Annotated in this window: 22 protein-coding genes and 1 pseudogene; 11 read left to right on the top strand and 12 right to left on the bottom strand. The window is 71.0% G+C overall.

All coding sequences use genetic code 11. From position 1 onward, the window contains the following. Positions 1-427 precede the first annotated feature (427 nt). Positions 428-1,498: an ADP-ribosylglycohydrolase family protein gene (locus tag OG453_RS32100; RefSeq protein WP_266872056.1), complete on the top strand. Its 1,071-nt coding sequence runs from the start codon at positions 428-430 to the stop codon at positions 1,496-1,498. Positions 1,499-1,539: 41 nt separating this feature from the next. Beyond that, on the top strand, positions 1,540-2,031 hold the full coding sequence (locus tag OG453_RS32095; RefSeq protein ID WP_266872055.1) for an NUDIX hydrolase: 492 nt from the start codon (positions 1,540-1,542) through the stop codon (positions 2,029-2,031). Positions 2,032-2,061: 30 nt separating this feature from the next. On the opposite strand, the gene OG453_RS32090 is transcribed toward OG453_RS32095, so the two are convergent. The 4 genes from OG453_RS32090 to OG453_RS32075 all read right to left on the bottom strand — a co-directional run bounded on the left by OG453_RS32090 (position 2,062) and on the right by OG453_RS32075 (position 6,182). After that, positions 2,062-2,562, bottom strand: a complete 501-nt coding sequence (locus OG453_RS32090; protein ID WP_266873200.1) for a methylated-DNA--[protein]-cysteine S-methyltransferase — start codon at positions 2,560-2,562, stop codon at positions 2,062-2,064. Positions 2,563-2,588: 26 nt separating this feature from the next. After that, positions 2,589-4,064 carry an AlkA N-terminal domain-containing protein gene (locus OG453_RS32085; RefSeq protein WP_266873199.1) on the bottom strand — a complete coding sequence of 492 codons (1,476 nt, stop codon included), beginning with the start codon at positions 4,062-4,064 and terminating at the stop codon, positions 2,589-2,591. Between the two features lie 190 nt (positions 4,065-4,254). Next, positions 4,255-4,776, bottom strand: a complete 522-nt coding sequence (locus OG453_RS32080; protein WP_266872054.1) for an O-acetyl-ADP-ribose deacetylase — start codon at positions 4,774-4,776, stop codon at positions 4,255-4,257. Further along, the gene (locus OG453_RS32075) at positions 4,773-6,182 is read right to left on the bottom strand and encodes an NAD(P)/FAD-dependent oxidoreductase (protein WP_266873198.1); all 1,410 of its coding nucleotides are present in this window, start codon (positions 6,180-6,182) and stop codon (positions 4,773-4,775) included. The genes OG453_RS32080 and OG453_RS32075 overlap by 4 nt, the downstream gene beginning before the upstream one ends. A gap of 98 nt (positions 6,183-6,280) precedes the next feature. Between OG453_RS32075 and OG453_RS32070 the strand changes: the two genes are divergently transcribed. After that, positions 6,281-6,904 (top strand): hypothetical protein, encoded by a 624-nt coding sequence (locus OG453_RS32070; protein ID WP_266872053.1) that lies wholly within the window; start codon positions 6,281-6,283, stop codon positions 6,902-6,904. Here the strand turns inward: OG453_RS32070 and OG453_RS32065 are convergent. Together OG453_RS32065 and OG453_RS32060 are read right to left on the bottom strand one after the other, a co-directional pair. Next, positions 6,840-7,661, bottom strand: coding sequence for an inositol monophosphatase family protein (locus tag OG453_RS32065; protein WP_266872052.1), 822 nt, complete (start codon positions 7,659-7,661; stop codon positions 6,840-6,842). The genes OG453_RS32070 and OG453_RS32065 overlap by 65 nt on opposite strands. Positions 7,662-7,787: 126 nt before the next feature. Continuing rightward, the gene (locus OG453_RS32060; protein WP_266872051.1) at positions 7,788-9,953 is read right to left on the bottom strand and encodes a hypothetical protein; all 2,166 of its coding nucleotides are present in this window, start codon (positions 9,951-9,953) and stop codon (positions 7,788-7,790) included. 198 nt (positions 9,954-10,151) lie between these two features. On the opposite strand from OG453_RS32060, the gene OG453_RS32055 reads away from it, so the two are divergent. Continuing rightward, positions 10,152-11,246, top strand: a complete 1,095-nt coding sequence (locus OG453_RS32055) for a chemotaxis protein (RefSeq protein ID WP_266872050.1) — start codon at positions 10,152-10,154, stop codon at positions 11,244-11,246. A 93-nt stretch (positions 11,247-11,339) separates the two neighbouring features. Continuing rightward, the gene (locus OG453_RS32050) at positions 11,340-11,984 is read left to right on the top strand and encodes a hypothetical protein (protein ID WP_266872049.1); all 645 of its coding nucleotides are present in this window, start codon (positions 11,340-11,342) and stop codon (positions 11,982-11,984) included. Positions 11,985-11,997: 13 nt separating this feature from the next. Here the strand turns inward: OG453_RS32050 and arcA are convergent, their stop codons facing one another. From arcA to OG453_RS32025, 5 genes and pseudogenes are all read right to left on the bottom strand, one after another. Further along, positions 11,998-13,260 carry an arginine deiminase gene (gene arcA / locus OG453_RS32045; RefSeq protein ID WP_266872048.1) on the bottom strand — a complete coding sequence of 421 codons (1,263 nt, stop codon included), beginning with the start codon at positions 13,258-13,260 and terminating at the stop codon, positions 11,998-12,000. 65 nt (positions 13,261-13,325) lie between these two features. Continuing rightward, positions 13,326-14,783 carry a basic amino acid/polyamine antiporter gene (locus tag OG453_RS32040; protein WP_266872047.1) on the bottom strand — a complete coding sequence of 486 codons (1,458 nt, stop codon included), beginning with the start codon at positions 14,781-14,783 and terminating at the stop codon, positions 13,326-13,328. Positions 14,784-14,920: 137 nt separating this feature from the next. Further along, positions 14,921-15,640: a DUF4232 domain-containing protein gene (locus tag OG453_RS32035; RefSeq protein ID WP_266872046.1), complete on the bottom strand. Its 720-nt coding sequence runs from the start codon at positions 15,638-15,640 to the stop codon at positions 14,921-14,923. A 9-nt stretch (positions 15,641-15,649) separates the two neighbouring features. Next, entirely contained in the window at positions 15,650-16,318 is a 669-nt protein-coding gene (locus OG453_RS32030) for a response regulator transcription factor (protein WP_266872045.1), read from the bottom strand. 536 nt (positions 16,319-16,854) lie between these two features. Further along, positions 16,855-17,925 (bottom strand): annotated as a pseudogene (locus OG453_RS32025) (sensor histidine kinase); the annotation flags it as partial. A 268-nt stretch (positions 17,926-18,193) separates the two neighbouring features. On the opposite strand from OG453_RS32025, the gene OG453_RS32020 reads away from it, so the two are divergent. Continuing rightward, positions 18,194-19,237, top strand: coding sequence for a carboxymuconolactone decarboxylase family protein (locus OG453_RS32020; protein WP_266872044.1), 1,044 nt, complete (start codon positions 18,194-18,196; stop codon positions 19,235-19,237). Continuing rightward, on the top strand, positions 19,234-20,142 hold the full coding sequence (locus OG453_RS32015) for a class I SAM-dependent methyltransferase (RefSeq protein WP_266872043.1): 909 nt from the start codon (positions 19,234-19,236) through the stop codon (positions 20,140-20,142). The genes OG453_RS32020 and OG453_RS32015 overlap by 4 nt, the downstream gene beginning before the upstream one ends. A gap of 14 nt (positions 20,143-20,156) precedes the next feature. Here OG453_RS32015 and OG453_RS32010 read toward each other — a convergent pair whose 3' ends face one another. Continuing rightward, entirely contained in the window at positions 20,157-20,732 is a 576-nt protein-coding gene (locus OG453_RS32010) for a hypothetical protein (protein ID WP_266872042.1), read from the bottom strand. A gap of 167 nt (positions 20,733-20,899) precedes the next feature. On the opposite strand from OG453_RS32010, the gene OG453_RS32005 reads away from it, so the two are divergent. The 4 genes from OG453_RS32005 (at position 20,900) to OG453_RS31990 (ending at position 25,668) form a co-directional block, all read left to right on the top strand. Then, positions 20,900-22,501, top strand: a complete 1,602-nt coding sequence (locus OG453_RS32005; RefSeq protein ID WP_266872041.1) for an NCS1 family nucleobase:cation symporter-1 — start codon at positions 20,900-20,902, stop codon at positions 22,499-22,501. A gap of 56 nt (positions 22,502-22,557) precedes the next feature. Then, positions 22,558-23,124, top strand: a complete 567-nt coding sequence (locus OG453_RS32000) for a dihydrofolate reductase family protein (protein WP_266872040.1) — start codon at positions 22,558-22,560, stop codon at positions 23,122-23,124. 90 nt (positions 23,125-23,214) lie between these two features. Continuing rightward, positions 23,215-25,338, top strand: a complete 2,124-nt coding sequence (locus OG453_RS31995; RefSeq protein ID WP_266872039.1) for a P-loop NTPase fold protein — start codon at positions 23,215-23,217, stop codon at positions 25,336-25,338. 111 nt (positions 25,339-25,449) lie between these two features. Further along, a complete protein-coding gene (locus OG453_RS31990; protein WP_266872038.1) occupies positions 25,450-25,668 on the top strand; it encodes a hypothetical protein in 219 nt (72 codons plus the stop codon). The last annotated feature ends 65 nt before the right edge of the window (positions 25,669-25,733 follow it).

The raw sequence follows: 25,733 nt of genomic DNA, 5'->3' as shown, positions 1-25,733 counted from the left end.
CCGCGCATGCCGCACACGCCCCGCCGTCTCAGCAGCGTCCGCCACCTTGCATCCCCTTGCTTTCCGGGCCTTGCTCACGTCAAGGCAGTCGCGCCGCTGCGACCATAACCGCAGATGGGGCCGCCTGCCCATGGCTGCCTTTTCGCGAGGGCGGCAGATTCGGCCACCAAATCATCTTTAATCGGCTCAAAGACGGTCAGGTGGATCAGGGAAATGATCGATCAGTCCTTGCCGCCGGCGCCGCGCGAGTCGTACAGCTGGTGCACCATCCGACCCCCGTCAAGGGGCGGCGGCGGCCGGCACGGTCGTACGGCGTGTCATGTGCGCTCCCTATTTCTCGCCTAAAACCGGACAAACTTCTCACGCTCCACGACAAAGGCTCTGCGTTGACCGCGCGGAAGCACCGCGAATTCGGTAAACCGGACGCATGACCCCAGTGCATGCGGAACTCGCCGACCGCGTACTCGGCGGCTGGATCGGGCGGATCGCCGGCAACATGCTCGGCAAACCCATCGAGCGGGGCGACTACTGGACGCGTGATCGCATCGAGCGCTATCTGCGACAGGCCGACGCGCTGCCGCTCACCGACTATCTGCCCGAACCCCCCTCCTGGGTCGAGGAGTTCCAGCTGCGGCCCGAGTGGCAGCGGTGCGTACGGGGCGGGGTGCACGGCAGCTGCCGTGACGACGACGTCGACTACGCGATCCTCGGCCTCGACCTCCTGGAGACGCACGGCTTCGGATTCAGCACGGAACAGGTCGGCGAGCTGTGGCTGCTGCGACTGCCCTATCTGCAGACCTTCACGGCGGAGCGGGCCGCGTACCGGAATCTCGCGAACGGGCTCAAGCCGCCGCTCACCGCGACCTACGACAACGCCTACCAGGAGTGGATCGGCGCCCTCATCCGCGCCGACATCTTCGGCTGGACCTGTCCCGGCGCCCCGCGCCGCGCCGCCGCGCTGGCCCGCCGCGACGCCGTCCTCTCGCACACCGGCAACGGCGTGTACGGGGCGATGTGGGCGGCGGCGCTCATCGCGGCCGCGTTCAGCGCGCCGACACCCCGTGCGGCGCTCGACGCGGCCCTCGGCGTGATCCCGTCGAGCAGCAGGCTCGCCCGCACGGTGCGCCGGGTCCTCTCGCTGCACGACGCCGGGCTCGGCTGGGAGGAGACCCTGGCCACCTCGGAGCAGGAGACCGCGGGGCTCGGCTGGATCCACACGGTGCCGAACTCCGCCGTCCTGACCGCCGGACTCCTGTACGGCGAGGGGGACTTCACCCGCACCATCGCCCTGACGGTGCGCGGCGGCCTGGACACGGACTCGAACGGCGCGACGGCCGGATCGGTCGCAGGCGTGCTGTGCGGAGCCAAGGCGATCCCCGCCCAGTGGCGTGATCCCCTCGAGGACCGGGTGCGGAGCGCGGTGTTCGGTTTCGACGGGTCCCGGATCAGTGAACTGGCCGCGCGGACCGTGGACTTGGCCGAGATTCCGCGCGTGTGACGCAAGCGGGTCGCGGCGGCCGCTGCGTCTAGGCTTCCGGTGTGACCTTCCAGGACTACGCCACATACATCGCAGGCCTCCCCCGCGTCATCGCCGGGGCCGCCGCGCTCTTCAGGGACGCCGAGGGACGGGTACTGCTCGTCGAACCCAACTACCGTGACGGCTGGGCGCTGCCCGGCGGGACCATCGAGTCGGACGACGGAGAGACACCACGCCAGGGGGCACGGCGCGAGACCGCCGAGGAGATCGGCCTGGACCTCGAACTGGGGCCGCTGCTCGTCGTGGACTGGGTGCCCGGTGCGGACCGGCCACCGCTGGTCGCCTATCTGTACGACGGCGGGGTGCTCGACGAGGACCAGCTGAAGTCGATCCGCCTCCAGGAGGAGGAGCTGCTCTCCTGGCGCCTGGTGGCCCGCGAAGAGCTGCGCGAGTATCTGCCGGGCGAGCTGGGTCTTCGGGTCCTCGCGGGACTCGCGGCGCTCGACGCGGGGCAGGGTGCGGTGGAGCTGGAGAGCGGGGTGCGGGTGAGCTGAGAGGCCGCCTTCAGAAAAGCGCGGCTTCCCTTAGAAGAGCGCGGCTTCGCTGCCGGTCGTCGCTCCCTCGAAGGCCAGCAGCCGCTGCTTGCGGTCGAGTCCGCCGCCGTAGCCGGTCAGGTTGCCGCTCGCGCCGATGACGCGGTGGCAGGGGACGATGACGCCGATCGGGTTCTTGCCGTTGGCCAGGCCCACGGCCCGGGACGCGTTGGGTTTGCCCAGTGCGTCCGCGAGCTGCCCGTACGTACGAGTCTCGCCGTACGGGATCAGCTGGAGCTGTCGCCAGACGGTGCGCTGGAAAGGCGTGCCGTCCAGGCGCAGCGGCAGGTCGAACTCCGTCAACTCGCCCGCGAAGTAAGCCTCCAGCTGGCTGATCGTCTCGCCGAACGGCGCGGGATCGCGGTCGCCGAAGGTCTCCTCGGGTGGACGGTGGCGCTGCTCCGTCATGTAGAGGCCGCTGAGGGTGCCGTCCGTGGACACGAGGGTGAGCGGCCCGTAGGGGCTGTCGATGAGGGTGTGCAGCCGGTGCATGAGAGTGCCGCCCTTTGCTTGTTGCTTCACGCGGGGATCGTGTTGATGGGGTGCTCGTCGGTGGCCCACAGGTACTGGACCGCGTAGGCCCGCCAGGGGCGCCAGGCCGCGGCGCGCGCGGTGAGCGCGGCCGGGGTGTGCGGAAGGCCCAACTCCTGTGCGGCGCGCCGGATTCCGAGATCGGACGGCAGGAACGCGTCCGGGTCGCCGAGCGCGCGCATCGCGATCACCTCCACCGTCCAGGGGCCGAACCCGGGGAGTTCGATGAGCCGCGCCCTGGCCTCGTCCCAGTCGCTCTCCACGCCGAGCTGGAGCGATCCGTCGGCGAGGTGACGTACGAGGGTGGTCAGCGTGGTGCGGCGGCTGCGCGGCAGCGCCAGCGCATCCGGGTCGAGCGCGGCGAGCGCTTCCGGCGCCGGGAAGAGGTGCGTGAGGCCGCCCTCTGGGTCGTCGACCGGCTCTCCGTGCGCGGTGACCAGACGCGCGGCGTGGGTGCGGGCCGCGGCCGTGGAGACCTGCTGGCCGAGCACCGCGCGTACGGCGAACTCCGCCTCGTCGACCGTGCGCGGCACGCGGCGTCCCGGCGCCTTGTCGACGAGCGGCGCGAGCAGCGGGTCGGCGCGCAACTGGCCGTCGACGGCCACCGGGTCGGCGTCCAGGTCCAGCATGCGGCGGCAGCGGCTGATGGCGATGGTGAGGTCGCGCAGGTCGGTGAGGCTGAGGCGGCAGGCGATGTGGTCGGGGGTGGGGGTGAGGGCGACGACTCCGTGCCCGTAGGGGAGGCGCAGGGTGCGTCGGTACGCCCCGTCGCGCCACTCCTCCACTCCGGGTACGGCGGTGGCGATGAGGTGGCCGAAGAGGTTGTCCGGGGTGAGCGGGGCGCGGAAGGGGAGGCGGAGGGAGAGCACTCCGGGGACGGCGGGCTTGGGGGCGGCCGTCTTGGGCACCCGGGCCCTCAGCTCGCCCGGGGCGAGGGCGAAGACCTCTCGTACCGTGTCGTTGAACGTACGGATCGACGAGAAGCCCGCGGCGAAGGCGATCTCCGCCATGGGCAGCGTGGTCGTCTCGATGAGCAGGCGCGCGGTCTGCGCGCGCTGGGCGCGGGCCAGGGCGAGCGGCCCCGCGCCGAGCTCCGCGAGGAGCTGCCGCTCGACCTGGCGGGTGCTGTAGCCGAGGCGGCCGGCCAGGCCGGGGACGCCTTCGCGGTCGACCACTCCATCCCCGATGAGGCGCATCGCGCGGGCCACGAGGTCGGCGCGCTGGTTCCACTCCGGGGAGCCGGGGCTGCTGTCGGGGCGGCAGCGCTTGCAGGCCCGGAATCCGGCCTGCTGGCAGGCTGCCGCGCTCGGGTAGAAGCTCATGTTCTCGGGCTTCGGAGGGACCACGGGGCAGCTGGGGCGGCAGTAGATCCGGGTGGTGAGAACGGCGGTGAAGAACCACCCGTCGAACCGGGCGTCCTTCGACTGAACTGCGCGTACGCAGCGGTCGGCGTCGTGATGCATGACGCCGGCACCGGTGCTGGTGCCGGCGGCGGCCTGGCTGGTGGCGGTGGCCGTGACGGTGGGCATGGCTCAAGGATCGTGCATGACGGACACCATGGCTGGCGAAAATCCGACATGGACCTTGACCCAGCCGTCTTGGCTGTGCCCACCTGCCGGGCCCCGATGAAGCAGTACGCCGGGGGCAGCGCCCCTACCCCTCCGCCAGCGCAGCCGTAAACGCCTCGTAGGCCTCCGCATCGAAAAGGACGAAGCGGATCTCATCGAAGGCAGCCGCCACCGCATGCTTCCGCACCGTACGGACGGCGATACGGGCCCCATCGTCCAGGGGCCACCGGTAGACACCGGTCGAGATCGCGGGGAAGGCGACCGTCCGGGCCCCCACCTCCTCGGCCACGCGCAGCGACTCCCGGTAGCAGGAAGCCAGCAGGCCGGACCGGTCCTCCGTGGCGGACCACACCGGCCCCACGGTGTGGATGACGTACTGCGCGTCAAGCCGCCCGGCGGTGGTCGCCACCGCCGCACCGGTCGGCAGCCCCTTGCCGTAGTGCGACGCCCGCAGCCGCCGACACGCCTCAAGGATCTCCGGCCCGCCGTTCCGGTGAATCGCACCGTCCACCCCGCCACCTCCCAGCAGGGAAGAATTCGCGGCGTTGACGATCGCGTCGGCGGTCTGCCGGGTGATGTCGCCCTGGACGAGCGTGATGGCCGTCATGCGGAGCGAAGCCTCCTCCATACCGCCTTGGCGGCGTTGTGCCCCGACATGCCGTGCACCCCGGGCCCCGGCGGCGTCGCGGACGAGCAGATGAAGACCGCGGGATGCGCGGTGTTGTACGGGAAGAGGGACAGCTTGGGGCGGAGCAGCAGCTGGAGCCCGCTCGCCGCGCCGCAGGCGATGTCACCGCCCACATAGTTCGCGTTGCGCTCGGCCAGCTCCGCCGGACCCGCGGTGGCGCGCGCGAGGACCCGGTCCCGGAAACCGGGGGCGAACCGCTCCAGCTGCCGCTCGATCGCGTCGGTGAGATCCCCGCTCCAGCCGTTGGGGACATGCCCGTACGCCCAGAAGACCTGCTTGCCCGCAGGCGCGCGCGATGGATCGACGACACCGGGCTGCACGGTGATGAGGAACGGCCGGTCGGGCGCCCGGTTCTCGCGCGAGGCGGCACGCAGGGCCGCATCGATGTCCGCGCTGCCGGCCCCGACCTGCACGGTGCCCGCGACGCGCGCCTCCTTGGCGGTCCAGGGGACGGGGCCGTCAAGGGCGTAATCGATCTTGAAGGCGCTCGCGCCGTAGCGGTAGTTCTCGTAACTCCGCCCCAGGCCCGCGATCCGCGCGAGCGCCGTGGGCGATGTGTCGAAGACGTACGCGCGGGCGGGCGGCAGGTCGTCGAGCCGCTTGACCTCGTAGTCGGTGTGCACCGCGCCGCCGAGGTCCTTCAGATACGCGGTGAGCGCGTCGGAGATCGACTGCGAGCCGCCGCGCGCGACCGGCCAGCCGCGGGCGTGCGCGGCCAGCGCGAAGACCATGCCGACACCGCCGGTGGCGAGCCCGCCGAGCGGCGCGATGACATGGGCGACGAGCCCGGAGAACAGGGCGCGGGCCCGGTCGTCGCGGAAGCGCCGCATCAGCCAGGTGGCGGGCGGCAGACCGACGAGTCCGAGGCGCGCGAGGGTGACCGGGTCACGCGGCAGGGCCGTCGTCGGCAGCGACATGAAGTCCCGCAGGAGGGTGTCCCACTTGCTGACGAAGGGCTCGACGAGCCGTCGGTACGTCCCCGCGTCGCGCGGCCCGAACGAGGCGGCCGTCTCGGCGACGGAGCGGGAGAGCACGGCGGCGCTGCCGTCCGGAAAGGGATGCGCCATCGGCAGCTCGGGCTGCAGCCACTCAAGGCCGTACCGATCGAGCGGCATGGTCCTGAACACCGGTGAGTTGACGCCCAGCGGGTGGGCGGCGGAACAGGGGTCGTGCCGGAACCCGGGAAGGGTCAGCTCCTCGGTCCGCGCACCACCGCCCACGGTGCCCTTGGCCTCGAAGACGGCCACGGAGAAGCCACGGCGGGCCAGCTCGACGGCAGCGGTAAGACCGTTCGGTCCCGCCCCCACGACGACGGCATCAAGCATCGACGGCACCTTCGGACTCCTTTGTCAGCCGATGGCCACTGCCGCCCAGGATAGGCCTGGCCACCGACAGCGCCGTGGGCGCGGGTAGCCTCTGGCGGGTGACGCAATGGTTCCGCCGCGCCGACGCGGGCTCCGACGGCTGGTTCGAGGCCGGGGACGACTCCGTCGTCGTACGCCAGGCGTCCTTCGACGAGCCGCACGGCACGGCCTCCGTCGCCGCCTCGCGCGATGAACTCGCCTGGGTCCACGAGCAGTTCGGAACGCTGGGCGCGGGGCTCTACACGGCGCGGTACGGCGCACTCCTGAACGACTCCGTCGAGGATGACGCCAAGCCCGTCACCGAGGCGGTCACCCGGCCGGTCACCGAGGCGGAGTTCGAGAACGCGTGGCGGCGCGCCCGACACGGCCGCAACACCTCGCCGCCGAGCCCGGGCGGCCCGCTCCCCCAGGGCACGCGGCGGACCGGCACGGTCAGTGAGCTGCCATGGGGTCCGGGCAGGACCGGGCTCTTCGTGGACCTGGGGCTGCCGATCCACTGCTTCGTGGACCTGGCCGGGCTCCCCCTGGATCCCGAGGACTGGCCGGCCGTCGGCACCGTCACCGAGTTCGAGGTCACCACCGTCCACTTCCACTTCGAGTCGGGCGGCGCCCCGCAGATCAGGCTCCGGCCGACAGCAACGCCACCACCCGGTCGGCCGTGGCCGCGTCCCGGGCGGCCGTGAACGGCAGGGCGTTGCCGCCCGCTATCCGGAAGGGCTGACCCGCCACGGTCAGGTCGCTGCCGCCGGCCTCCGCCACGAGCAGCAGTCCCGCCGCGTGGTCCCAGGCCAGCTCCCAGGAGAAGGCGATCGCGTCCAACTCGCCCTTGGCTATGGCCAGATACTCGAGACCGGCCGACCCGCAGGGCCGCGGCGCGACGCCGTCCGCCCGAAGGCCGCTGAGCGCACGCTTCTGGTCATCGGTGGTGAAGTCCGGGTGCGAGGTGGCCACTTCGATGACCTCGCCCGGCGTGCCGGCCACCAGGCGCCGTCCGTCGAGCCAGGCGCCCTTGCCGCGCACCGCGACGGCCATCTCGTCAAGCGCCGGGGCGTACGTCCACGAGGCGTGCACCTCTCCTCGCCACGCGAGCGCGACGAGCATGCAGAAGCCGGGGTCGCCGTGCACGAACTGCCGGGTGCCGTCGACCGGGTCGACGATCCACACCGGCGCGTCGCCCCGTATCGCCTCGTACCGCGAGGGGTCGGCGTGGACGGCTTCTTCTCCTACGACCACGGAGCCGGGCAGCAGCTCGGTGAGCGCGGCGGTCAGCTGCTCCTCGGCGAGGCGGTCGGCCACCGTCACGAGGTCGTGCGGGCCGCTCTTCTGTACGACGTCATCCGCTGTGAGCTGCCGGAACCTCGGCATGACCTCGGTGGCGGCAGCCTTGCGGAGGGCCTCTTCTACTGCGGGTACTCCGCTTTCCAGAAAGTCTTCGATCATGCCTCCATGAGAGCACGCCGCGCTGACAACGCGTACGGAGCGGGTGTATGAGGGGTTTCCCCAACGTGAATTCCACGCAACCCCGGGCGCCGGTCCACAGCCGCGGCCCACGGCCGCACCCCCGCCTCACCTCTCCGCGTTCAGCGCGTCCACCGCGCCCCTGGCGTCGCCGATCGTGAGGTAGTCCACGGCGACGAAGTTCACCGGCCTGCCGCGCTCGCGTTCACAGGCGTGTACGCGGTCGAGGACCGCATCGCGGGTATTGACCGTGCCCGCGTCCAGGCGGCTGCCGCCGTCGATGGTGATGAAGTGGTTCAGGAGGAAGAGGCGCTTGTCCGTGCCGCCCCGGTGCGGGACGCAGGTCATGTCCTCGGGGGTGCGGAACGCGTAGGGGGTCTCCATCCCGTACCGGTAGAAGTTGCGGTACCAGGGCGCGGGCCCGTCGGCGCGCTCGGCGAAGACGACGAGGCGCTTGCCGCTGTCGATCATCTCGCCAAGATCGGGCCACGGGCGCGAAGGGTCCGGGTCGGGCGTGAAGAGCAGGTCCGTGAGCCCGGCCTCCTCGAACGCGGCCGCGGTGGCCTCCGCGTCCACGGCATCCTGGACGATCAGCGTGACGACCTCGGTGGGGTGGGCGCGCAGCCAGTCGCCGACCTCCCTCAGCGTGGGCACCAGGCCGATGGCGCCGGCCCGGCACACCGAGTGGCAGAGCCACAGACCGTCCCGTGGCGGGTTGAACTTGTTGATCGCGGCCAGGATCTGCCCCTGCAGCCGGGGCGAGAACTCCGACCCCTTGAGCCGCTCGGCGATCTGCTCCGGGCGCTCCCAGGTGTAGGTGTCGATCTGCAGGGCCCGTACGCCATCGTTGAGCTGGGCGGTGATGCGGGGGTCCTGCAGGGGCCCGATGAACTGGTCGGCGGTGGTGGACATCGCGTTGTGCGAGGTGAGCTGGGCGATCTCGTCGTAACTGCGGTCGCAGAGCCGGGAGCTGCCCTGACAGACCCGCGGTTCGGCACGTCCTGCCGCCAAGGGTGCGAGGACGACACCCCCGAGCGCGACCCCCGCCACCCCTGCGGCGAGCACCTGCACGCGCCGGGGGCTGACCGTCAGGGCGGGTCCCGTCTGCCAGGCCCAGCCGACGGCGACGAGCAGCGCTCCCCCGGCGAGCAGGATGTACGCGGCGACGGTCGCGGTGGTGAGCACGCCGTCCACGGCGGCTCTGCCCACGTCGTCGACGAGCCGCGACACGGACCCCGGCCAGGACGCGGGCGTGCTGATGACGCCGCCGTCCGTGGCCACCCGGGCGGCCACCACGCACAGCCCCGTGAGGGTGCCGCCCGCGGCGAGCGCCCAGCCGAGCCCCATCAGGCGCCGGGCGGGAGCCGCGGGCCCGGAGACCCACAGGAACGCGAGGGCCGCGACGCCGAGCAGGGCGGCTAGCGGCTCGACCACGCCCTGGGCGAGGTGCGTGACGGAGCGCGCCCGGTGCAGCGGGGCGAGCGCGTCGCCCGATGTGTCGAGGTCGGCGGTGATGTTCCAGGTGTCGCCGCCGGCGGTCTCGCGCAACTGCTCGGTCGCCTGGCGGGTGCGGTCCGACACCGCCTCGGGCCCGACGGCGGCGAGCGCGGAGGCGATGTCCCCGCTGTCCAGCGCCACCTCGACCTCGGGACGGAGCTTGTCGCGGCGGTCCTCGGGCACCACCTGGAGCAGCGCCCGCGTGGCCGCGACGGCCTGGTCCCTGGACAGCTCCAGGGTGGGCAGATCGGCCGGCGGCACCCCTGCGGCCACGGCGTTCGCTGCCTGGTCGAGGGCCGCGACGAAGGCGGGGAAGTCGGGTTCGGGCTGCCGCTGTACGGAGGCGACGAGATCACCGAAGTACGTCTGGGCGAGGTTGCCGACATTGGTGAGCAGCGGCCGCAGGTCCGCGGTGAGGCGCAGCGTGTCGTGCTCGCCCCGCAGATATCCGGTCACCTCCGCGATCTGCCGGTCGGCCATGGCGCGCAAGGTCTCCGGGGGCAGCACGATCTTCAGGTTGGAGGTGACGGCCGCCTCCGGGACCGGCAGCCGCCCCAGCAGGTCGCGGGCGACCGGGAGGGTCTGCGGGTCGACGAGGACTTCGTTGTAGAGGCGGTCGTAGGCGTGCTGCTCGTCGAGGACGCGCTGGTGGAAGCCGGGGCTGAGGACCGTGCTGCGCGCCGTGGCCGTCGCGGCAAGGACGGCCACGCACAGCACCGCCACGATCCAGGCGACGGGCCGGAGCCTGCGCCGCAGACGGATCGCGCGCTCTTCCATGAACTCAGGTTGAGTCCCACGGGCGGGCGCGGCGACTCGGTACGTGCGTGACGCACCGGCCCCGGCAGACGACAGCCGACAGCCGAGGCGAAATGCCCCACCCACACAACCGACATAAGGTGCATTACGGGGCGTAATGCACCGGAGGCCTTCAGTAGCCACCCGTCCCGAGCCACCCGTCCCGAAAGGGCCCGCCCCATGCACCCCTCCCTCACCCCGGAAGCCCTCGCCGAGCTGCGGAAGACGCGCACCTATCCGGCCGTCACGGTCCTGCTGCCGACGCACCGCAGGGAACCGGACAACGCCCAGGATCCCGTGCGGCTGCGCAATCTCGTCGCCGAGGCCAAGGAGCGCCTGAACGCCGATCCGGCCGTGACCAAGGAGCAGCGCGCGGAGGTGGCGGGGCAGCTGGACCGGGCGGTGGCCGATGTCGATCTCGTGCACGCCGAGGACGGGCTCGCGGTCTTCGCCGCACCCGGCGAACACCAGGTGTGGTCGATCGCCAGGACGGTGCCGTCGCGGGTGGTGCTCTCGGACACGTTCCTGACACGCAACCTCGTCGCGGCCCGGGCCGCCGAGCGCCCGTACTGGCTCCTCGCCGTCTCCGCCGACCGCGTCACGCTGTGGGACGGCACGCCGGAGCGGGTCGGCGAGCACACCGCCGACGGGTTCCCGCTGACCCGGAGCCTCGACGACCCGGACGCCGAGCGCAAGGAGCGGATCGGCGATCTGCCGAGCACCTTCCGCAACGAGCGGACCCGTACGTTCCTACGCGCGGCGGACCAGGCGGTGAGCGCCGTCCTCGACGCTCACCCGCGCCCCTTGTTCGTGGCCGGGGAAGCCGCGGCGCTCTCCCTCCTCGACGACATCGGCACGGTCACCAAGAAGGCAACGCGGGTGCCGCACGGCGGTCTCGCGGACGGCCCCGCGGACGCGGTGGGCCAGGCGATGGCTCCGCTCGTCGCCGACCGGGAGAAGGCCGAACTCGACGCCCTGCTCAAGGAGTTGGACACGGCACGGGGCCGGCGGCAGTTCGCCGCGGGGCTCGACGAGGTCTGGCAGAACGTGACCGCCGACCGGGTCCGGCTGCTCGCCGTCGATGACACCTTCCGGCAGACCGTGCGCGACGACGGCGGGCATCTGGTGCCTGCCACCGCCGACGATCTCGACGCCGTCGAGGACATCGTGGACGAGATCGTGGAGCGGGCCCTGGACACCGGCGCGCAGGTCCGTTTCGTACCCGAAGGAACGCTCACCGAGCAGGGCGGGATCGCCTGCGCCCTGCGGTACTGACGTCAGTCGCAGCAGTGATCAGTCGTAAGCGTGATCAGTCGTAGCAGTGACCAGCCGTAGCAGTGAGTCGCAGCAGTGAAAGGACCGCACCGAATGAATCCCCTGCCGCCCGGCGCGCCGCGACGCCCCAGGAAGGCGGTGTCCGCCGCCCTCGCGCTGGCCGCCGCCGTCACGGCCGCCGCCCTCGTCTCGTGCAGCACCGACAGCGACGCTCCCTCCAGCGAGGGCAGCCGGACCATCAGCGAGCGGCCGACGGCTCCCGATTCGGCGTCCTTCTCGGAGAAGACCGCGTCGCCCCTGAAGTCGGCCGCGTCCGAGGCCGCCGAGTCCGCGCGCGCTTCGGCATCGGAGGCGGCGGAATCGGCCTCGGAGCGCGCGGACGAGTTCGAGGCGTCCGTGTCCGCGGAGTCCGAGCGGGTCCAGAAGGCCGCGCAGGACGAGCTGAAGGACGTGGACGGCGAGGGCAACGCGATGTCCGACGTGTCGATGACGGGCAAGCCGCGCTCCGAGACCGGCGGCGTGCTCGCCTCCATCGTGACCATCACCAACAGCACGGACGAGAAGGCGTCGTACGCGCTCCAGGTCGACTTCCTGGATCCCGACGGCAAGACCGTGGAGACGCGCTACATCGGCAAGGAGGACCTCGACCCCGGCGAGCGGGCCCAGGCGTACGCCATCAGCCACGCGCCGCCGGAGCCGAAGCTCTCCGCGAAGCTGGTCAAGGCCCAGCGGTACTGAGCCGCGGCCTGGTTCAGAAGTCGACGGCGTCGCGGATGAGCGGGCACGTCATGCAGTGCCCGCCGCCGCGGCCCCGGCCGAGTTCGGCGCCGACGATGGTGACGACCTCGACGCCCGCCTTGCGCAGCAGGGTGTTGGTCTGGGTGTTGCGGTCGTAGGTGACGACCACGCCCGGCTCCAGGGCGACGGCGTTGTTGCCGCTGTCCCACTGCTGGCGCTCGGAGGCGTACACGTCTCCGCCGGTCTCGATCACCCGCAGCCCGGGGAGCCCGAGCGACTTGGCGACGACGTCGACGAACGTACGCGAGCCCTCATCGGTGATGTCCATGCCGGCCGGCCCTTCGCCGGGGCGCAGCGTGAAGGAGTGCACGGCGTCCATGATCTTCGGGTAGAGCGTGACGACATCGCGGTCGGCGAAGGTGAAGACGGTGTCGAGGTGCATCGCGGCCCGCAGCTTGGGCATGCCGGCGACGACGACCTGCTCCGCCGCGCCGCTCTTGAACAGCGAGGCCGCGACCTGTGTGATGGCCTGCCGCGATGTGCGCTCGCTCATGCCCATCAGTACGACGCCGTTGCCGACCGGCATGATGTCGCCGCCCTCGAACGTGGCCTGGCCCCAGTCGAGTTCGGGATCGCCCCACCACACCTGTGCGCCGGTGAAGTCGGGGTGGAACTGGTAGACGGCCTTCATCAGGAGCGTCTCGTCGTGCCGGGCGGGCCAGTACAGCGGGTTCAGCGTGACGCCGCCGTACAGCCAGCATGTCGTGTCGCGGGTGTAGAGCGTGTTCGGCAGCGGCGGCATCAAGTACTCGCGTACGCCGGTGGATTCGCGGACGAGCGCCACATAGGCGGAGCGGAACTCTTCCGGCAGATCCGCGGTGGCGAGGCCGCCGATGAGGTAGTCGGCGAGGCGGCGCGGCTCCAGGGTCTCCAGGAAGGCGCGGGTGTCGTCGATGAGACCGAGCCCGACCTCGTTCGCGGTGATCTTCCGCTCCAGAAGCCAGTTCCTGGCCTCGGGGATCGCCATGGTCCGGGCGAGCAGGTCGTGCAGTTCGACGACCTCGACACCGCGCTCCTTGAGCTTGTCGACGAAGTCGGCGTGGTCGCGCTGGGCGTTCTCCACCCACATGACGTCGTCGAAGAGCAGGTCATCGGCGTTGGTGGGGGTCAGTCTGCGGTGCGCGCGACCGGGCGCGCAGACCAGCACCTTGCGCAGCTTGCCGACCTCGGAGTAGACGCCGTAGTCCGGGGTGCTCGGCGTGTCGGGGCTTGTCACGATGTGCCTTTCCGATGCAGATTCCGATGCGAGTACGGCGTGGGGGCAGGTGAGTTGACGGTGGGTCAGAGGCTGATCCAGCCGGCCGCGAGGGCGATGACACCGACCACCGCGCCGGCGGTCGAGACGGCGAGGATGACGAGCTCGCGCGGCGAGAAGAGGCGTCTGCCCTGTTCCCGTCTGGCCATCACGAACAGGATCGTGGCCGGGGCGTAGATGATGAACGAGACGAGGACGAACTTGAGGCCTGCCGCGTACAGCAGGAACGCCGTGTAGACGACCGCGATCGCGCCCACGACGAGTTCGCCGCGCGTTCCCCTGCCCCCGTGGGTGAGGTCGTCCGGCCGCAGCGCGATCTTCGCGGCGAACGCGGCCGCGAGCAGATAGGGGATCAGGGAGAGTGAACTGGTCAGGTCGAGCGCGAAGTTGAACGCGTCGTCGGAGAACGACGTGACGATCAGGACGACCTGCGTCAGGCATGTGGTCATCAGGAGCGCGGGCACGGGCACGTCGGCGGCGGTGGAGCGGCCGAGGAAGCGCGGCATGTCCTCGTCCTTGGCCGCCACGAACAGCACTTCCGCGGACATCAGCGTCCAGGCCAGATACGCGCCGAGCACCGAGATGATGAGCCCTACGCTGATGAACACCTGACCCCAGGTGCCCACCGCGGACTCCAGGACTCCGGCCATCGAGGGCTGGCGGAGCGCGGCGATCTCGTTCATCGGCAGGATGCCGTACGACACGATGGTGACCGAGGCGAAGACGGAGAAGACACTGAGGAACCCCAGGACCGTCGCCTTTCCCACGTCCTTGCGGCGCTTGGCGTGGCGCGAGTAGACGCTGGCGCCCTCGACGCCGAGGAAGACGAAGACGGTGGCGAGCATCGTGCCGCGCACCTGGCTGAAGAGGGAGCCGGAGTAGTCCGCGCCGCCGAAGTTGTCGGCGAAGACGTCCGCCTTGAAGTAGAAGAGCGTCAGGACGACGAAGAAGAGGATCGGGACGATCTTGGCGACCGTCACGACGCGGTTGATCGCCGCGGCCTCCTTGACGCCCCGCTTGATGAGCAGGAAGAACCCCCACAGGCCCACGGACGACAGCAGCACGGCGAGGCCGGTGTCCCCCTCGCCGAGGCCCGGCCAGATGGCGCCGACCGTCGACATGATCAGGACCCAGTACGTCACGTTGCCGACGCAGGCGCTTGCCCAGTAGCCGAACGCCGAGAAGAAGCCCAGGTATTCGCCGAACCCGGCCTTGGCGTAGGCGTAGACACCGGCGTCCAGATCGGGTCTGCGGACGGCGAGGGTCTGGAAGACGAAGGCGAGCATCAGCATGCCGGTGCCGGCGATCGCCCACGCGATCAGCGCACCGGCGACACCGGTCTCGTCCGCGAAGCGGCTGGGCAGCGAGAAGACCCCGGCGCCGACCATGGAGCCGACGACCATCGTCGTCAGCGTCAGGAGCGTCAGCTTGGCCGCCGGCCCGGATCTGGTGGTGGCCTGCTCGCTCGTGTCGGCGTGACTCATCAGCCCCTGGTCGCCTCCCGTCCGGGCGGGCCGGCGCCGACGGTCGACCGACCACCCTGAGCGCGAACCTATCCCCGGCCTGCCGGATTGTCCTGATATGGACACCCAAGGCGATGAAAATGAACCGTGCGCTGCGGCTAACTCGACGGAGTGGACGGTGCGGGTGCCGTAGGCCTGGACGCCCTGGTGTCGTCGGCCGGGGTCTTCTGCCAGGCGGTCGTGCCGATGCGGCCGGTGTTGCCGAGGTCGATCCGGCCCTGCGGCGTCACGGTCGCCTTGCCCAGGCCCTTGGCCGGGGTGACCTCCAGATACGTGCCGCTGACGGCGGTCGTCGTCGTGTCGGTGACGGTGTTGCGCCAGACCAGCGCGGTGTAGGCCGACTCCCCTTGCTTCAGCGTGACGGGGTGCGGCCCGGGGTCGTCCATCTGCGTGACGGGTTCCGGCCCTTCGAGGATCTGTACGTCGAGGGGTTCACGGTGCTCGTCGAGCACCCTCAGTCCCGGGTAACCGTTCAGCCGCTGGACCCGCTTTCCGCAGTTGGTCAACGTCACGCTCATCGCGCGCAGCCCCATGGCGGCGTCGACCATGCCCGGCTCGATCCGCACGCCGGAGGCCGGGCACGAGGAAGTGGGCACGGCCGGCACAGGGTCCTCCTCGACGGGGATCGGCGTCCTCGACGCCAGGCCGGGCGCCGTGGGCACACCCGAGGCGGCGGCGGAAGGACCGCTTTCGGGAGCGGCGTCCGCCGTCCGTTCAGGGTTCCTCTCCCGATCGAGCTCATCCGAGAGCCCGCACCCTGCGGCGAGCAGGGCGACAGCCGCGAGGGCCCCGACATGTCTGAACGGTATGACGGTCACCCGGCGATCTTATGGAGTCGCGTTCCGGGCCGCCACGAGCCCCGATTCGTAGGCGAAGACGACCAGTTGGGCCCGGTCGCGCGCGCCGAGCTTCGTCATCGCCCGGCTCACATGTGTCTTCGCCGTGAACGGGCTGATCACCATGTGCTCGGCGATCTCCTCGTTCGTCAGTCCGCGCGCGGCGAGCGCGGTGACCTCGCGCTCCCTGCGGGTGAGCGTCTCCAGGCCCGGCGCCGTGGCCCGGTCCGGCGGCCGCGACACAAACTCTCCGATCAGCCTGCGGGTCACCGAGGGCGAGAGGAGGGCCTCCCCGCGAGCGACGATCTCGATGCCCTGCAACAGATCCGCGGGCTCGGTGTCCTTGAGCAGGAACCCGCTGGCCCCGGCACGCAACGCATCGAAGACGTACTCGTCGTGGCCGTAGTTGGTGAGGATCACGACGCGTACGCCTCCGAGCCGCGGGTCGGCGACGATCCGGCGCGTCGCCTCGATCCCCGTCATCACGGGCATCTGTACGTCGATGAGCGCGACGTCGGGCACGCACTCGCGCACGAGGGCGACCCCACGCTCCCCGTCGGCGGCCTCCCCCACCACCTCGATCCCGTCCTCGGCATCAAGCAGCGCACGGAACCCCGCCCGCATCAACGCCTGATCGTCCACCAACACGACCCGGATCACGCCCACTCCCCACGCCGCCGGGCATCGGCGACGACCTTCGCCTCCGAGCTGGGCGGGGCGCCGGGGCCGGGGCCGTCCGAGATACTTGGGGCATGTGAGCTGGGCGAGGCGCCCGGGCGATCCGAGACGCCTGGCGCACGCGAGCCGGGCAAAGCACCCGTGCCACCCGAGACACCTGCAGCACGTGAGCCGCCCGAGCCCGCCGACTCACCCGAACCTGCCGATTCACCCGAATCTGCCGAGACCCTTGGGCCCGCCGAGTCACCCGAGCCCGCCGAGACGCCTAGGCCCGCCGATCCACCCAAGCCCACCGAGACGTCTGGGCTCCCCGATACACCCGCCCCAGCCGAGCCGTTGGAGACGCCGGAACCGTCCGAGACTCCCGAGCTGCCTGCGACACCCATCTCTCCCGAGCCGTCCGTCACCCCCGACCTGCCGTTCCCCTCCGAGCCCGCCGCACGCACAGCCTGGGTTGCATGCGCACGCGCAGACGCGGCCACACCCGCACCAACCACCCCCGAAGCCACTCCCCCCACCCCCAACGGCAGTTCGGCCCACACCGCGAACCCTCCCTCGGCCCGCGGCCCCGCCCGCAGCGTGCCGCCCAGTGCGACGACCCGCTCCCGCATCCCCGTGAGGCCCGTCCCCTCCGCCGGCGGCAGCCCAGCGTCGGCGAGCCCGTCGTCCGTTACCCGGACCTCCAACTCCCGCTCTCCATAGTCCAGTTCGACCGTCACCCGCGCGGCACCCCCCGCATGGCGTGCCGCGTTGGTGAGGCCCTCCTGCACGATCCGGTACGCAGCCCGCTCAAGGCCCCCGGCCAGGCCCCGCTCCCGACCCCGCACCGTCAGCTCCACGTCGAGGCCGGCCGCCCGTGCACGCTCCACCAGGAGCGCGGGGCTCCCGGTCGGCTCGTCCGTGCGCAGTACGTCCAGCGTGGAGCGCAGTTCGCGCATCGCCTCGCCGCTTGCCTCCTGGATGGCGAGCAGCGCGGGCGGTATCTCCTCGCCCCGTTTGCGGGCGAGGTGGACGGCAACCCCCGCCTGCAGCTTGACGATCGAGATGCTGTGCGTCAGCGAGTCGTGCAGTTCGCGCGCGATCCGCAGCCGCTCCTCCCCCGCACGGCGCAGCGCCGCCTCCTCGCGGGTCCGCTCGGCCTCCAGGGCGCGCTGCTCGGTCTGGCGCAGATACGCCTGCCAGTTCTTGTCGGCGAGGCCCGTGACCAGGGCGCACAGGAACCAGCCGGCCAGCAGCACGGTCCGCTGGGCCACGTCGTCCGCAGCGGGGCCCGCCACCGCGAAGCCCGCGAGGAACACACCCGCGGCCGCCGCAGCGACACCCCGGTGGCCCGCCCGCGCCGCCGTGTGCACGGCCGCCACCACCGGTATCGCCGCCACGCTGTCCGCCCCCGTGTGCAGCACCTCGCCCAGGAGAGACGCGGTGGTGACGGCGAGCACGACCCGGGGCACCGCCCGGTGCGCGGCCAGGGCCAGCGAACCTGCCGCCAGCAGCGCGTAGTCAAGGAACCCCGCATCGTCCCCGTACACCGCCGCGACGACGACGATCACGCCCACGACGGCCGCGAGCACCGCGTCGCCGAGCCACACCCGCCACCCCTCGCGATCCGCGCGACCAGCCACCCTGCCCACCCCCGCCCTCCGTCGATCCCCCACCGCACCCCGCCGCGCATCCGCGCGTTCCCCCGCGTGTTCAAAACCATAAACGGCCCCACTGACAACGGCGTCGTCCGAGCAGACCGCTTCCCCACTACTCCCGCCGCAGTAGTCACGGCCCCGCCCGCCCCCGGCGACGTACTCCCAACTGCCTTCCGACGTACGACGACCCGACGCACCCGGCACCAGCACTCTCGATGCCATGGCAACCTTCCGATACACCGATCCCGTACTGCCGAAGTCCGCGACCGGCAGGACCGCCGACGCCTACGCGCAGATGGCCGTCGATTTCGGCCTCGCGGAGCCCGCGCCGCTCGTCGCGCTCTCCCCGGCACCCGAACTGTTCACCGCCACCTGGGCGTTGCTCCGCGAGTCCCTGCTCGCGGGCGACGGCACGCCCGGTGACGGCACCCCAGGTGACGGCACCCCCGGCGGCAGCACCCGCACCGACCGCGAGCTGGTCGCCGTCGGTGTCTCGCTCGCCAACCGCTGCCCGTTCTGCGTGAGCGCGCACACGGTGATGCTGCACGCCACCGGCGACCACCGTGTCGCCGAGCGGGTGCTGCGCGGCGAGCAGCCCGATGACCCGGACCAGGCGCGGCTGCTCGCCTGGGGCAAGGCCACCCGCACACCGGGCGCCCCGGAGCTTGCGCCGCCGTTCCCGCGCGCCCACGCCCCCGCGCACATCGGCACCGCGCTCACCTTCCACTTCATCAACCGTGTCGCGTCGTCGCTGATGACCGAGCGGATGCTGCCGTGCAACGCGCAGCGCCTGCGCGTGGTGCGCTCGCTCGGCGGGCGTTCGCTGCAGAAGGCGGTCCGCCGCACCGTCACGCCCGGCGACTCGCTGGCCCTGCTCGACGAGCCGCTGCCCGGCCCCGATTGGGCCGCGGGGTCGCCCGTCGGTCCCGCGTACGCCGCGCTCCGTGCGGCGGCGACGATGGGTGCCAGCCTGCTCGACGATACCGATCAGCGGCTCGTCGAGGAGACGCTGGCGTCGTGGGACGGCGCGCATCCGCCGATGGTGTGGGAGTCGCTGCCGGACCGCACGTCCCGGCCGGGGGCACGGCTCGCGCTGCTCGCCGCGCTCGCGCCGTACCGCATCACGGACGAGGACGTGGCCGCCTGGAAGAAGCCGCCGTTCAGCGACCACTGCCTGGTGCATCTGATCTCGTACGGCGCGTTCGCCGCCGTCGACCGCATCGAGAGCGGCATCACCGCCCACCTCACCAGGGAGGCGTCATGACCACGGAGAAGATCGCCGCCGCCAACTCCCGCCAGGTCAAGGCCTGGAACGGCGATGTGGGCACCCACTGGGCCGCCCATCACGGGCGCTTCGACACGATGCTGGGCGGCCTGAACGACACGCTCTTCGAGGCCGCGGCCATCGGCGCCGGCGACCGTGTCCTCGACATCGGCTGCGGCGCCGGGGGCACCACCCGGGTCGCGGCCCGGCGCGCCGCGCACGGCCACGCGGTCGGCGTCGACATCTCGGCGCCGCTCCTCGACGTCGCCCGGGCCCGCACCGCGGCCGACGGCATCCCCAACGCGGCGTATGAACTGGCCGACGCCCAGGTCCATGCCTTCCCGGCCGCGGCGTACGACGTGGCGATCAGCCGGGGCGGAGTGATGTTCTTCGCGGATCACGCGGCCGCGTTCGAGAACATCGGGCGTGCGCTGCGGCCCGGCGGACGGCTCGTGTTCGTCTGTCCGCAGCCCGTCGGGGAGACAGAGAAGGCAGAGGAGGCGGAGGAGGCAGAGCAGGCAGCGGAGACAAGTGAAGCGAGCCAGGAAGCCCGGGCTCTCGCTCTCTTCGGCAAGCTCCTCGAAGACGAGGCAGGGCCCGGGGAGCAGCCGTCCGCCGACGCGCTCGCGACCCGTGCCGCGATGGCCTCGCTCTCCGACCCGGACCGCATCCACGAGGCGCTCGCCGCCTACAAGGACGTCACGGTGACGCCCGTGAGCATCGAGGCCGTCTGGGGCGAAACCCCGCGGGACGCGGTCGACTTCATGCTGTCGCGCACGCCGGGCCGGGCCGTGGCTCCCGAGGCGCGGGCCGCTCTGGAGGACGTGTTCCGTCCGTACGCGACGGAGAGCGGGGTGCGGATGCGGGCGGGGGTGTGGCTGGTGACGGCGGTACGGCCCTCGTAGGGCGCTGCCCGTCATCACCTGCCGAACGGCCGCGCATACCCCACCACTTGGGCGGCCAGGCCCGCGATCGCCGCCGCCTCCACCACCGAAAGGGCGAGCAGCAGTCCGCCTCCTTCCCCGTCGGCCCAGAAGACGACGAGGCCGGCCAGCGGCACCACGCAGAACGCCACCAGGTCGACCAGGCACTGGATGACCTTGCGCGAGCGGCGCCGCGCGTCACCGCGATGGGCGGTCTCCCAGCCGAAGGCCGCCGGGGGCGCGGGGGCCGCGGAGTCCGCCCTCTCGTCCGTGGCCGCCAGCTCCGCGAGGCGCGGCCCGAGATCGCCCCGCACATAGGCGCCGATCGCCGAGATCTTCTCGTCGTTGACGAGGTAGGTCCACCCCAGGACGACACAGACGGGCCCCAATGCGAGGAGCATCGAGGCCCGTTCGGTCTGTGCGGTGGCGGCGACGAGTGCCGCGACGGCCGCCAGCGTCACGTACAGGAGATTGTCGCGGAACCCGATCCGGGCCTTCTGCTCGTCCTTGACGACCTGATACTCGGCGAGCAGCAGCTGCCCGACCGTTATGTCCCCCTGCGCCCCGCTCATGCCTCTCCCCATCTGTGAACCGCTACTCCCGTAAGTGTCAGGGGAGTTGTACAGTCCTCTCCACTCCGCGTTGGATCACGGCACCCGCACAGCGCCCTGTCCCTGTCACGTGGCACCTCCGCACGAGCCATCGTGGCCGGGCGTGCCCTGTCAAGAACGGCCTGCCCATGAACGACGCCAGTCCTCCCCCCGTTCCCTCCGCCGGCCCCACCCCCGTCTCCTCCCCGGCTCAGCTCACCGCGACCGGGCACACGATCCCGACCCAGCGTTCCCACCCCGACGGCCGGGTGTCGCTCGCCGACGGCGTCACCCTGGACGACCCGCGGTTCGCGAACGAGGACCTCCTTCCGGTCCCCATGGAGCGGCGGACCTGGGGCGTGTACAACTACACGGCCCTGTGGGTGGGCATGGCCCACAACATCCCTTCCTGGACCCTGGCTTCCGGCCTCGTGGCGCTCGGCATGGACTGGAAGCAGGCGGTGCTCGTCATCGCTCTGGCCAATGTGATCGTGCTGCTCCCGATGCTTCTGACGGGCCACGCGGGACCCAAGTACGGCATCCCGTTCCCCGTCCTGGCGCGCGCCTCCTTCGGACTGCGGGGCGCCAATCTCCCGGCGTTGATCCGCGCGGCGGTGGCCTGCTGCTGGTTCGGCATCCAGACCTGGATCGGCGGCCAGGGGATCTTCCTGCTCCTCGGCAAGATCTTCGGCGGCTGGGCGAGCGCATCGGAGGTGGGCGGCTATCCCTGGACCCTGTGGCTCTGTTTCGTGGTCTTCTGGGCCTTCGAACTGGCCGTCATCTACCGGGGAATGGACGCACTGCGCCGCTTCGAGAACTGGGCGGCGCCGTTCGTCCTCATCGGCGCGGTGGTGCTCCTGGTGTGGATGGCGTCGAAGGCGGGCGGCTTCGGTCCGCTCCTGGACCAGCCCTCGGAACTGGGCTGGGGCGCGGACTTCTGGAAGGTCTTCTTCCCCTCCCTCATGGGCATGATCGGCTTCTGGGCCACCCTGTCCTTGAACATCCCCGACTTCACCCGCTTCGGGAAGGGCCAGCGGGCCCAGGTCTGGGGCCAGTCCCTGGGTCTCCCGACGACGATGACGGCCTTCGCGCTGCTCTCGGTCCTCGTCACCTCCGGTTCGCAGGCGGTCTACGGAGCGGCGATCTGGGACCCGGTGGAGCTCTCCGCGAAGACGGACAACGTGTTCGGCCTGCTCTTCGCCCTGGTGACGGTCCTGGTCGCGACGGTCTCGGTGAACATCGCGGCGAACGTCGTCTCTCCCGCGTACGACCTGTCCAATCTCGCCCCCAAGCTGATCAACTTCCGTACCGGAGCACTCATCACGGGCGTCATCGGCGTCCTGGTCATGCCGTGGAAGCTGACGGCGACGCCCGAGCTGTACATCTTCACCTGGCTCGGGGTGGTCGGCGGTCTCCTCGGCACGGTGGCGGGCGTGATGATCGCCGACTACTGGATCATCCGCCGTACGGTCCTCGACCTCGCCGACCTCTACCGCCCGCACGGCCGCTACTGGTACACGGCGGGCTGGAACTGGCGGGCCCTGCTGGCCTTCACCATCGGCGGCACCCTCGCGGTGGGCGGCTCCCACTCGGCCCCGGGAAAGGGCCCGTTCCCCGAGGACGGCCTCATCCCCTTCCTTGAGCCCCTGGCGGACTACGGCTGGGCGGTGGGCCTGTTCGCGGCGCTCTTCATCTACGTACTGACGAGTCTGGGCAGCCGCGGCGGCGGAACGCTCTCCGACCGGCGATGATTCGGCGCCACGGGAGCGGTCTACCCCTGTGGACGCACACGTCACAGGAGGCTCCCATGCGCAAGCTCGTCGTCACGGAGAACGTCACGCTGGACGGCGTGATGGACATGGCCGGGGGGTGGTTCGACCCGCTGGACAAGGAGACCGACCAGTCCGACATCACGGCCGCCGTCGCCGAGCACCGTGCGGCGGCCGACGCCCTGCTCGTCGGCCGCAACACCTTCGAGGCGTTCCGCGGCTTCTGGCCACTCCAGGAGGACGACCCCACCGGGGTGTCCGGCTATCTGAACGCGGTGGACAAGTACGTCGTCTCTCGCACGATCGGCGACCCCGGCTGGGAGAACTCCACCGTGCTGCGCGGCCCCCTCGTCGAGGAGGTACGGGCGCTGAAGGAGGCGCCGGGCCGCGACATCGTGGCGACGGGCAGCACACGACTGGTCCACGCACTGATCGCCGAGGACCTGGTCGACGAGTACCGGCTGTTCGTCTTCCCGGTGGTCGTCGGCTCCGGCGCCCGCCTCTTCGAGTCCGCCGACATCCGCCTGGACCTCCTGGAGACACGGCCCTTCACCTCGGGCACGGTACTGCTGCGTTACGCACCCACCGCACGGAATGGAGGCTAGGCCTGCCGTCTCGCATGACTTACAGTCACGGCTTGTGCGGCGACCGGGGTTCCTGTGCCGCAACGGTCCGAGTGATGCGGCGGAGGCACGGTGGACGACCCGGAGCCGGCGAAGGCGGTCTGGAACCGGCTTGCGGACGAGCTGACCTACGGGGACGCCGTCAGCCGCCTGCACGCCGAGGACAAGGTGCTCAGGGGCTATCTGGCGCAGCAGCACATGACGGGCGTGGACGAGGAGAAAGTCACGGCGGAGTTCCACCGGGAGCATGTCGTCGGTGAGGTACTGGCCTCGGGGTACGGGGAGTACGAGGAATACCAGGACGCCGTGGAGCAGCGCGACCGAGCGGTCGAAGAGTACGGACGCACGCGCTTATCGGCCAGGCGTCTCTTTCTGCTGCTCTGGCTGGTGACACTGCGCTGGCAAGTCGCTTTCGTACGCCGCCAGTGGCGCAATTCCCTGCCGGCCGCGCTCGCGGATCAAGTGGGTCCTGTACTCAGACGCCTGATCGGGGAAGACCACAACACCCTGCTCGTCACGCCCGACATTCTGGGGCTCGTCGAGGTGCACGATCTGCGGTACGTCGTTCCGCACCGCGAGCAGGAGAGCCTCGAAGCGAAGATGGAGTTGATGGCCGGCGGGACCCTGGCGATCTCCGGTCCGCGCGGCGTCGGGAAGTCCACTCTCCTCAGGGACCTGGCGGAGAAGCGGCGCGCGGACAACCATCTCGTGGTCCCCGTGGAAATCCCTTCCGCCTACGTCCCGCAGGAATTCCTGCTCTCGCTGTTCCAGCGGGTGTGCGAGCAATTCCTGGCGATGCACGGGCGGGCGCCCGATTCGTCGTTCGTCTTCCTCATCAAGCTGCGCAAGCACATCCTGCTGCGGATCCGCGGGGCGGTGTCGTTCGGGGGCCGGCTTCTCGTCGCCGCGGTCCTGCTGTCCGTCGCGCTGGCACCGGCGGCACGGGCGATGAACCGGTCCCTTGACGGCGGCTTCTCCGGATGGCTGACGCGTACGTGGGATGACATCTGGGCATCGGCGGTGCAGCTCTGGACGGACCACCCGTGGCTGACGCGCGTACCGCTCGCGCTGCTCGGCCTCGGCATTCTGGTCTCGCTGCCGAGGTGGCAGAAGAAGTCGCCGCTCCTCAAGGAATGCGTCAACTACCTCTATCTCCTGCGGACCGCGCAGAGCACAAGTCTGGCGACCACCACGGGTCTTACGCCCTTTTCCGCCGGAACCGTGGGCGCGGGCCGCACCACGACCCTCTCCTCGCGCACGCTCACTTTCCCTGAGCTGGTGGTTCATTTCCGGGACCTGCTGGAACGCATGGCCAAGGCGGCGGACAACGGCCGGATCTTCATCGTCATCGACGAGATCGACCGCATCGGTACGGCGGACGACGCACGATCGCTGCTCGCCGAGATAAAGGCGGTCTTCGGTATTCCGAACGTCTACTTCCTCATCTCCGTCGCCGAGGACGTCGGCGCCGATTTCGTCCGCCGAGGGCTCCCGGTCCGGGACATCATCGACAGCTCATTGGACGACGTCGTCCATATCGAGCCCCGGACCCTGGAGGAATCGCACGCCATACTCCAGAACCGGGTCCCCGGCCTGACCACCCCTTTCATCGCCCTCGCGCACTGTCTCTCCGGCGGCATCACACGAGACCTGATCCGCTACACACGCCGGATGGTCACCATCCCCAGCAGCGGCCGCAATCAACTGCCCCAGGTGGCCCACGCCCTGCTCTGGGACGAGCTCAGGGAGACCCTGTCCGGCTTCCGCGTCCTCCTTGCCAGGGCCGACCACCCGCCCGACTGGGCACAGCGCATGGACGACACCCGCCTGGCCGTCCTGCTCCTGCAAGAACGGCCCGGGGACGAGCAGACAGCGCTCGCACGCGACGCCGTCCGGCGCCTTATCGACGCATCCGCACCGCCGACGGAGAACGCGGCGGACACCGGCCCCTCACCCGAAACCCGGCGCCAGTGGGACGAGTTGGGGGCGTACGGCGACTTCATGCTCACCCTCCTCGACTTCTTCGGCCGCAAGAACTTCCCCACCCTCGACGACATGAAGGACGCCGGAAACGAATGGGACGTGCAACGCCTGGCAGAGGCGCGTCGCGAACTCGCCCTGTCCCCGGCGGCGACACGGCTCGCCCTGAAACGGTTCCGGGAGGCGTGGGGAATGCCGGAAAGCGACGAGCCTTAGCCCCCTCCAACAGGCCTGATCGCACAGCGTAACTGTCCGATATGCCCAGAGTGTCCGCGCGTGCCACGATGAAGGAACCCATCCCCCCGACACTCACGAGGAGTGACACTCATGGGTAAGCAAGAGCGATCTGCCCGCCGGCGCGAGCAGGGGAACAACCCCCTGCAGGGCAACAACCCCCAGCAGGACCCCATCCAGCAGGGTCAGCGTCAGCGGCAGGAGCCCGGTCAGGCCGGCCAGCGCAGCGATCGACAGCGCCAGCAGGCGGAGCGCGGTATGCCTGAGGACCGCGCGGCGCGCCAGCAGGAGATGAGGGACCGGCAGGCCTGAACCCCGGGTCAAACCTGTGGGTGATCGAAGGGGCGCACCAGATCGGACGGTGCGCCCCTTCACAG

The sequence above is a fragment of the Streptomyces sp. NBC_01381 genome (assembly GCF_026340305.1).
In the GTDB taxonomy this organism is placed as follows: domain Bacteria; phylum Actinomycetota; class Actinomycetes; order Streptomycetales; family Streptomycetaceae; genus Streptomyces.
Note: the sequence above shows the minus strand (reverse complement) of the source record. Positions and strands in the feature narration are given on the sequence as shown.

Excerpts from the sequence above, each read along its gene's own strand:
- OG453_RS32010 (WP_266872042.1), bottom strand. The coding sequence starts at position 20,732 with ATGAGCGGGGCGCAGGGGGACATAACGGTCGGGCAGCTGCTGCTCGCC.
- OG453_RS32065 (WP_266872052.1), bottom strand. The coding sequence starts at position 7,661 with ATGATCGAAGACTTTCTGGAAAGCGGAGTACCCGCAGTAGAAGAGGCC.
- OG453_RS31990 (WP_266872038.1), top strand. The coding sequence starts at position 25,450 with ATGGGTAAGCAAGAGCGATCTGCCCGCCGGCGCGAGCAGGGGAACAAC.
- OG453_RS32060 (WP_266872051.1), bottom strand. The coding sequence starts at position 9,953 with ATGGAAGAGCGCGCGATCCGTCTGCGGCGCAGGCTCCGGCCCGTCGCC.
- OG453_RS32050 (WP_266872049.1), top strand. The coding sequence starts at position 11,340 with ATGAATCCCCTGCCGCCCGGCGCGCCGCGACGCCCCAGGAAGGCGGTG.
- OG453_RS32100 (WP_266872056.1), top strand. The coding sequence starts at position 428 with ATGACCCCAGTGCATGCGGAACTCGCCGACCGCGTACTCGGCGGCTGG.
- OG453_RS32090 (WP_266873200.1), bottom strand. The coding sequence starts at position 2,562 with ATGCACCGGCTGCACACCCTCATCGACAGCCCCTACGGGCCGCTCACC.
- OG453_RS32085 (WP_266873199.1), bottom strand. The coding sequence starts at position 4,064 with ATGCATCACGACGCCGACCGCTGCGTACGCGCAGTTCAGTCGAAGGAC.
- OG453_RS32040 (WP_266872047.1), bottom strand. The coding sequence starts at position 14,783 with ATGAGTCACGCCGACACGAGCGAGCAGGCCACCACCAGATCCGGGCCG.
- OG453_RS32020 (WP_266872044.1), top strand. The coding sequence starts at position 18,194 with ATGGCAACCTTCCGATACACCGATCCCGTACTGCCGAAGTCCGCGACC.
- OG453_RS32075 (WP_266873198.1), bottom strand. The coding sequence starts at position 6,182 with ATGCTTGATGCCGTCGTCGTGGGGGCGGGACCGAACGGTCTTACCGCT.
- OG453_RS32080 (WP_266872054.1), bottom strand. The coding sequence starts at position 4,776 with ATGACGGCCATCACGCTCGTCCAGGGCGACATCACCCGGCAGACCGCC.
- OG453_RS32005 (WP_266872041.1), top strand. The coding sequence starts at position 20,900 with ATGAACGACGCCAGTCCTCCCCCCGTTCCCTCCGCCGGCCCCACCCCC.
- OG453_RS32015 (WP_266872043.1), top strand. The coding sequence starts at position 19,234 with ATGACCACGGAGAAGATCGCCGCCGCCAACTCCCGCCAGGTCAAGGCC.
- OG453_RS32055 (WP_266872050.1), top strand. The coding sequence starts at position 10,152 with ATGCACCCCTCCCTCACCCCGGAAGCCCTCGCCGAGCTGCGGAAGACG.
- OG453_RS32000 (WP_266872040.1), top strand. The coding sequence starts at position 22,558 with ATGCGCAAGCTCGTCGTCACGGAGAACGTCACGCTGGACGGCGTGATG.